General features: G+C 48.2%; 7 protein-coding genes. 4 read left to right on the top strand and 3 right to left on the bottom strand.

The window, feature by feature from the left end; translation table 11 throughout:
* Positions 1–681 (bottom strand): Fic family protein (locus RMO52_RS03820; protein ID WP_310411006.1); only part of this gene is annotated, 681 nt, incomplete at its 3' end.
* A gap of 180 nt (positions 682–861) precedes the next feature.
* Between RMO52_RS03820 and RMO52_RS03815 the strand changes: the two genes are divergently transcribed.
* The gene (locus RMO52_RS03815; protein ID WP_310411003.1) at positions 862–1,050 is read left to right on the top strand and encodes a hypothetical protein; all 189 of its coding nucleotides are present in this window, start codon (positions 862–864) and stop codon (positions 1,048–1,050) included.
* A 160-nt stretch (positions 1,051–1,210) separates the two neighbouring features.
* The gene (locus RMO52_RS03810; protein WP_310411001.1) at positions 1,211–1,396 is read left to right on the top strand and encodes a hypothetical protein; all 186 of its coding nucleotides are present in this window, start codon (positions 1,211–1,213) and stop codon (positions 1,394–1,396) included.
* Between the two features lie 128 nt (positions 1,397–1,524).
* Here RMO52_RS03810 and pheT read toward each other — a convergent pair whose 3' ends face one another.
* A complete protein-coding gene (gene pheT, locus RMO52_RS03805) occupies positions 1,525–3,993 on the bottom strand; it encodes a phenylalanine--tRNA ligase subunit beta (RefSeq protein ID WP_310410998.1) in 2,469 nt (822 codons plus the stop codon).
* A gap of 246 nt (positions 3,994–4,239) precedes the next feature.
* Between pheT and RMO52_RS03800 the strand changes: the two genes are divergently transcribed.
* Positions 4,240–4,464 (top strand): DUF3565 domain-containing protein, encoded by a 225-nt coding sequence (locus tag RMO52_RS03800; RefSeq protein ID WP_309741140.1) that lies wholly within the window; start codon positions 4,240–4,242, stop codon positions 4,462–4,464.
* 41 nt (positions 4,465–4,505) lie between these two features.
* Here RMO52_RS03800 and RMO52_RS03795 read toward each other — a convergent pair whose 3' ends face one another.
* The gene (locus tag RMO52_RS03795; protein ID WP_310410995.1) at positions 4,506–5,150 is read right to left on the bottom strand and encodes a helix-turn-helix domain-containing protein; all 645 of its coding nucleotides are present in this window, start codon (positions 5,148–5,150) and stop codon (positions 4,506–4,508) included.
* 197 nt (positions 5,151–5,347) lie between these two features.
* On the opposite strand from RMO52_RS03795, the gene RMO52_RS03790 reads away from it, so the two are divergent.
* Positions 5,348–6,205 (top strand): glycosyltransferase, encoded by an 858-nt coding sequence (locus RMO52_RS03790; protein WP_310410992.1) that lies wholly within the window; start codon positions 5,348–5,350, stop codon positions 6,203–6,205.
* Positions 6,206–6,223 lie beyond the last annotated feature (18 nt).

Raw genomic sequence — 6,223 nt, 5'->3', positions numbered from 1 at the left:
GGAAAATAACCGCGCTACCCGCCCATTCCCATCGTAGAAGGGCTGAATCCATACCAATCGATGATGCGCCGCCGCAACGGCAATTACTCGATCTATTTGAGATAATCGTTCCAGTCGATAACCAGTTCCAAAGCGGGTAATAAAGCTATCGATGGCTGGCGCGGAAATGGGAATATGTCGCCCGACAATTACATCCCCCGTGCGCCACTCACCAGGTACGATCTGAATTTGCTTGCTACCTTGTGTATTACTCAACACCAACATCTCAGGCGGGAGTCGAGTACAAAATTCGCGGTGAATCCATTTCAGGTATTCACCGCTGACAACTTGAGCGGGAGCGTTGCCCAAATCGATGGCTCGTTGCACTTCAATATGTGCCTTAGCTTCTAACTGTAACTCTCGTTGTTGAGGATCGACAGAAAAATCCTGTGCCAGAGCGCGTTCGATATCTATGGGGTGGGTGCGATGTCCTTCGATGAGGTTGCTGTAGTAGCAATTCATCGTTCTGACTAAATCGCCAATCCCTAGAATCGTCGCCACATGTAAGTTACGATCGAGCGCACTGCTCTGTGCCCATAGTTGCGTAGCTAAATCTGTCAATACTCGATTTCCCCCAGCAGGTAACAACGGTTCGATGAGGGCAAGAGATTCCATATTAGTGCCGATCTTTTTATCAGCCACAACTGTTGATACATAACAATTATAGCTTTATCGATCGCCAATTAGTGCCGATCTTTATGCCGATCTTGACGCAATATAGCTGTTGTCAACAAGGAGTCAATAAGAATATCTTTAAACTATGAATATCCCCGCTAGAGATAAACCAGCGGGGATAACTAAAAACACTCAAGATTTAAGCTCATGATCTCAGCCAACGAGCCAAATAATTACGATCGTCAGTTCCGGTATTTTAACCGCAGATTAGGACAGTTAGAAGATACTCAAGCATCGCTGCCAGAATTCGAGCGGGTATTTAACGATCGCAGGCAGTTGCTAGAACAACGTGTATACAATGAGATCGATACGCTGGAAGACCAAATCGAGGGATGATTTGACTGCTTAGAAATGCGATTGGAGCGATTAGAGACGCGGTTTAACGAGTTTGAGCGAAAACTGGATATTATCCTTTCTAGATCTCCAGAGCGCACTAGCAGATCGGATGATTAACTCTGGAGAGTTATAGTTATTAATAAGCTTAATATTTAATCAAATGACACAAGCCAACGAACCAAACGATCGGGATCGATCTCTAGATAGACAGTTAAGAGTCTTTGAAAGACGGCTGACTAGACTAGAAGAAACTCAATTGACAGGTAAAGAGGTAAATTTATCTTTCGATCGTGTATATGATGAGATTGATGCACTTGAAGACCAGATGAATCAACGATTCGACTGATTGGAGACGAGATTCGATGAGTTGGATCGAAAATTTGACATCATCATGCGTCATATCACCGGACAGAATTAGTCTAGCAGACAATTAGGGGAGATTTTTGAAGGCTCGAAACTCCCCTAACTGCTGAATTAACTTCGTAAAGTTACCCGAAATTTATCGACTAAAACATCTCTAACTTTCTGTTGGAGCGGCTCTACATCGGCATCGGTTAAAGTGCGATCGAGTGCCCGATAAATTAGCCGAATTGCTAAACTCCGCTGTCCGTCAGGGACATTGGTACCACGATACTCATCGAAGACTTCGACATCTTCTAATAGTTCGCCGCCAGCTTTAGAAATCGATTTTTGGATATCTGCTAAAGATAGCTCGATCGGGGCGAAGAAAGCCAGATCGCGATCGGATGCGGGATAGGTAGAATAGTTTTTAAAAACTGGTACCAATCGTTCTTCGGCGGCGAGGTAATTGAGAATCGGATCGAGGTTGAGTTGAAAGACATATACCGCCGCTGGGAGGTCTTTTTCCTGACGGAGTTGGGGGTGTAGTTGTCCGAAGTAGCCCAATTTTTGCCCCTGCAACCACAATGATGCGGTGCGTCCGGGATGTAGTTTCGGATCGGATCGATCTGCTTGATATTCGACGGGGATTTTGAGGCTGTGACAGACGCTATCGAGCATTCCCTTGGCTTCGTACCAAGTGAGGGGTTGCGGCTTACCACCAGTCGTCCAGCGTCCGATCCCAGCATCGCCGCCGAGGATGCCAGCGAGGACGTCGGTTTCTGTCAATCCGGTTTCGTCGCGTCCGAAGATTTTGCTAATTTCAAAGCCTGGGAGTGCGCCGTTACCCTGAGCGAGGTTGGTTTGGAAACTTTGAATCAAGCCGGAGATTAATTCCGATCGTAATGTCGCATATTCGGTAAACATCGGGTTAATGATTTCTACCTGCGAGCCGTTATTTAGTTTCTCGATGGCATAGGAATATTGGACGACTTCATTTAAGCCGACAGCACGGAAAGCGGCGCGAATTTGGCGTAATAATTCTTCGTCGAGGGAGAGGAAACCCGCCGCCGATTCTGACGGGAGCGTATCCATGAATCGATCGTAACCGTAAAGTCGAGCGACTTCTTCAATGAGGTCGATTTCCCGTTCCAAATCGCGGTAACGGTAAGGTGGAACTACCACATCCCAAACCGTTTCTTCTTTATCATTTAACGTCGCTGTCAATTGACAACCCAACGCTGTCAGCGTCCGCTCGACATCTTCAGTCGTAATTTCCCCAGGTTCGCCATCATCATCGATCGGCCCTAAAATCTGATTCAACCGTTCCAACCGGAGGTTAATCGATCGCGGTTGCAGGGTGATATTAGGACGACGATCGCTGATATCCTGACAGACTATCTTACCACCAGCTAGCTGGATAATTAGCTCGATCGCGCGATGAGTGGCTGTTTCGAGTTCGGCAAAGTTGACACCCCGCTCGTAACGAGTCGATGCTTCCGATCGCATTCCGCCTTGACTCCGTGCCGATTTTCGCACGGCGACAGGATCGAAAATTGCTGCTTCGAGAACGATGTTTTGAGTACCTTCGGATACTTCAGTATTTTCGCCACCCATGACCCCTGCCAGGGCGACGGGGGTATTCCCAATGGTAATTAGGAGGTTTTGAGCGTTAAGTTGTCGCGATTGCCCGTCTAGAGTCTTCAGGCTCTCACCTTGCTTCTCAGCAAGGCGCACGCCCATCTGGATGGCTTGGCTACCGCTGACGGCTTGCAATTTAGCAGCATCGAAGGCGTGTAAAGGTTGCCCCCACTCCAGCAGGATGTAATTTGTCACATCCACCACGTTATTAATCGGGCGAATCCCAGCAGCTTGCAAGCGACGTTGCAGCCAGTCGGGGGACGGTGCAATTTGGATGCCTTCAATCAGGGTAGCCGAATAAACAGGACAAGCTTGAGCTTCGCTGACATTTACGGTTAATTGTGGTTGATTGGCAATCGGCGACGCATCCACAGTCGGGAGTTTCAAGGCTCCACCAGTGAGTGCGGCGACTTCTCTAGCAATTCCCACCATACTCAGCGCATCGGCGCGATTGGCGGTGGAGGAGAGATCGAGGATGACATCATCCAATCCTAATAATGCTCGCACATCGGTACCGATTGCGGGTGTATCGGGATGCTCCGATTCGCCGAAAATATAAATTCCTTCCGAATCTTTTGTCAATCCCAATTCCGAGAGCGAACAAATCATCCCTTCAGATTTTTCGCCCCGTAATTTGGCAGGTTTAATTTTGAGATCGACTTTGGGCAAATAAGTACCCACAGTGGCGACAGCGACATGAATGCCCGCGCGGACATTTGCCGCACCACAAACGATTTGCAACGGCTCCTCACCGCCAACATCCACAGTACAAACGCTTAATTTATCCGCATTCGGGTGTTGAATCCGCGTCAGTACCCGCCCGACGACTACCCCATCCGCCCAAGTGCTACGATCTTCGATCGATTCAACTTCAAAGCCAGCTAGAGTCAGGGTTTGCGCCAACGTCTCCGGATCTAGTTGGCAGTCTACTAATTCTTTTAACCAATTTAAGGCAATATACATTTAATTTAATTGAGCTATGATGAGCGTCGTTGGCGCACTCTCCAAAAGAGAATCGCCTATCTATTGTCATACAGATCGGGATTGCTGTCAGGGGTTAGTAGGTATTGGTGGTTGACTGAGATCGGCGGTTGGAAATCGTATTGCTGTCCGAACCGCTCAGTCGATACTCGTGTCTATTTTGCTAGTCGCTCGACAGCAATTTACCCCTGACAGCAACCAAAAAAACCGCAGATCGGAGGTAAATTCGTGCATCGCGCAATTATTGGCTTTCATCAAGATTCAGAACAGCATTGGGTGGCAGAACTAGACTGCGGACACTGCCAACACACTCGCCACGAACCACCCTTTTTTCCACGTCCCTGGGTAACTACAATCGCCGGAAGATTGGCGCACATCGGGCAAATTTTGAACTGTGTTATCTGCGATCGAGAAATAGTTGAAAATAACGATCGATCCGATCGCTTGAACTAACCGAACTAAATTTCGATCTATTTAGTCTACATTTTCCTCACCTATTCGTCTGATAACGGTTCCAAAACTTGAAACGCGATCGAGTGAGCCTCACCCTCTTCAACACCCAACGTCTTTAAAATCAGTTCGGTAATTTGTTCTGGATAATCTGGCTCGGAATGTCCGCCCAGAATGGTTCGCATCGCCATTAAACCCGTACCCAAAATTAGATCGATCGCGGCTTGTTTATTTACCACCTGAAATCGCCCTAATCGCAGCCCAGCCTCTAAATCTGTCGTCACCCCTGTTTTTATCGTTTCGCTCAATGGGGCAGCCACCAAGCCGCTTCTAACTATTACCCAGCCCCAAGTAGCATCGCGGATGGCTTGATGCAAAAATTGGCGAATCGCGATCGCCATCCGTGCGGCTGGATCTTCAATCTGGGCAGACTGCGCCCATAGACTATGGTTCATTTCATCGCTCAGAGCGACAGCAACGGCGGTGAGGACTTCTTCTCGCGTCTGGAAATAGTTATAAAATGTACCCCGCGCCACGGCGGCTTCAGCGATGATCTCGTCGATCGTCACGGCATCGGCTTCTTTACGGGCAAATACCCGATAGGCGGCGGCGATTAAATTCGATCGAGTCCGTTCTCGTTTTTCTAACCCGATCGATGCTCGTCGCGATGGCTGCATTGTGTTTGACATCTTTTAGCCTACTGCAAAGTCATCGTATTTTACGCGCGATCGCCACTATATAACAATTAGGTGGTGCTTAGCTCCCCGACTGTTTCAAAAAGTCGGGGAGCTGTACTAGTGCTGATTTGACGATCGAGCTAAATTGACGTTAATATCAAACTGACACTAGTGTCAATTTAATCCAGAACGACTCAGGAGAATTATTGATGCGGATTTTGGCGATCGCGCTCGGCTCTCAAGGTGACGTACAGCCGTATGTTGCGCTGGGGAAAGGATTACAAGCAGCAGGACATCGCGTCCGCGTGATGACTCATATCAATTTTGAACGATTAGTCACATACCACAGCTTAGAATTTTATCCAGTCAAAGGGAACGTTCAAGAAATCGTCGAGTCGCCAGAAATGCGCGCACTATTGGAAAAAGGAAATTTTCTGGCAATTAACAAACGTACCTCTAAACTCGCTCAAGATGCCGCGCTCGATTGGATGCAGGCAGGATTAGAGGCTGCTCAGGGGATGGATTTAATCGTGGCGGGAGTTGGTGGATTAAACGTCGCCGTCCCGCTGGCGGAGAAATTACAGATTCCTTTACTTCCCGCTTTTTTGTTTCCCTTTACGCCAACGCGATCTTTTCCTGGCATTTTGTTTCCCCAGTCGCTCACCAAACTTGGCGGTACCTTCAACTGGTTATCGCACCTGCTATTACGACAGATAATGTGGCAAGGGTTTCGCAAAGCCGATCGCCTTGCCAGAGAGCAAGTATTAAACCTACCCGCTAGATCTTTCTGGGGGCCGTATAAATCGGCTGTGATGCATCGATACCCGACGGTTTATGGTTTTAGTCCATCTGTGATTCCCAAGCCTGCGGATTGGCACAATACGGCGATTGTGGGCGATTGGTTTCTGGATGCTGGCGATTGGACTCCACCCGCAGACTTATTAGAATTTCTCCAAAACGGCGCGCCGCCAGTATATATCGGCTTTGGCAGTATGGGCAGTCGCAAGCCAGAAGAAACCGCGATGTTTAATCCCCCAACTCCCACCACAATTAGATCTACACCCTGACAAGCAACTAAACCCGCC

Source organism: Chamaesiphon sp. OTE_8_metabat_110 (assembly GCF_031382685.1).
Classification (GTDB): Bacteria; Cyanobacteriota; Cyanobacteriia; order Cyanobacteriales; family Chamaesiphonaceae; genus Chamaesiphon.
This window is presented reverse-complemented; position numbering and strand designations above follow the sequence as displayed.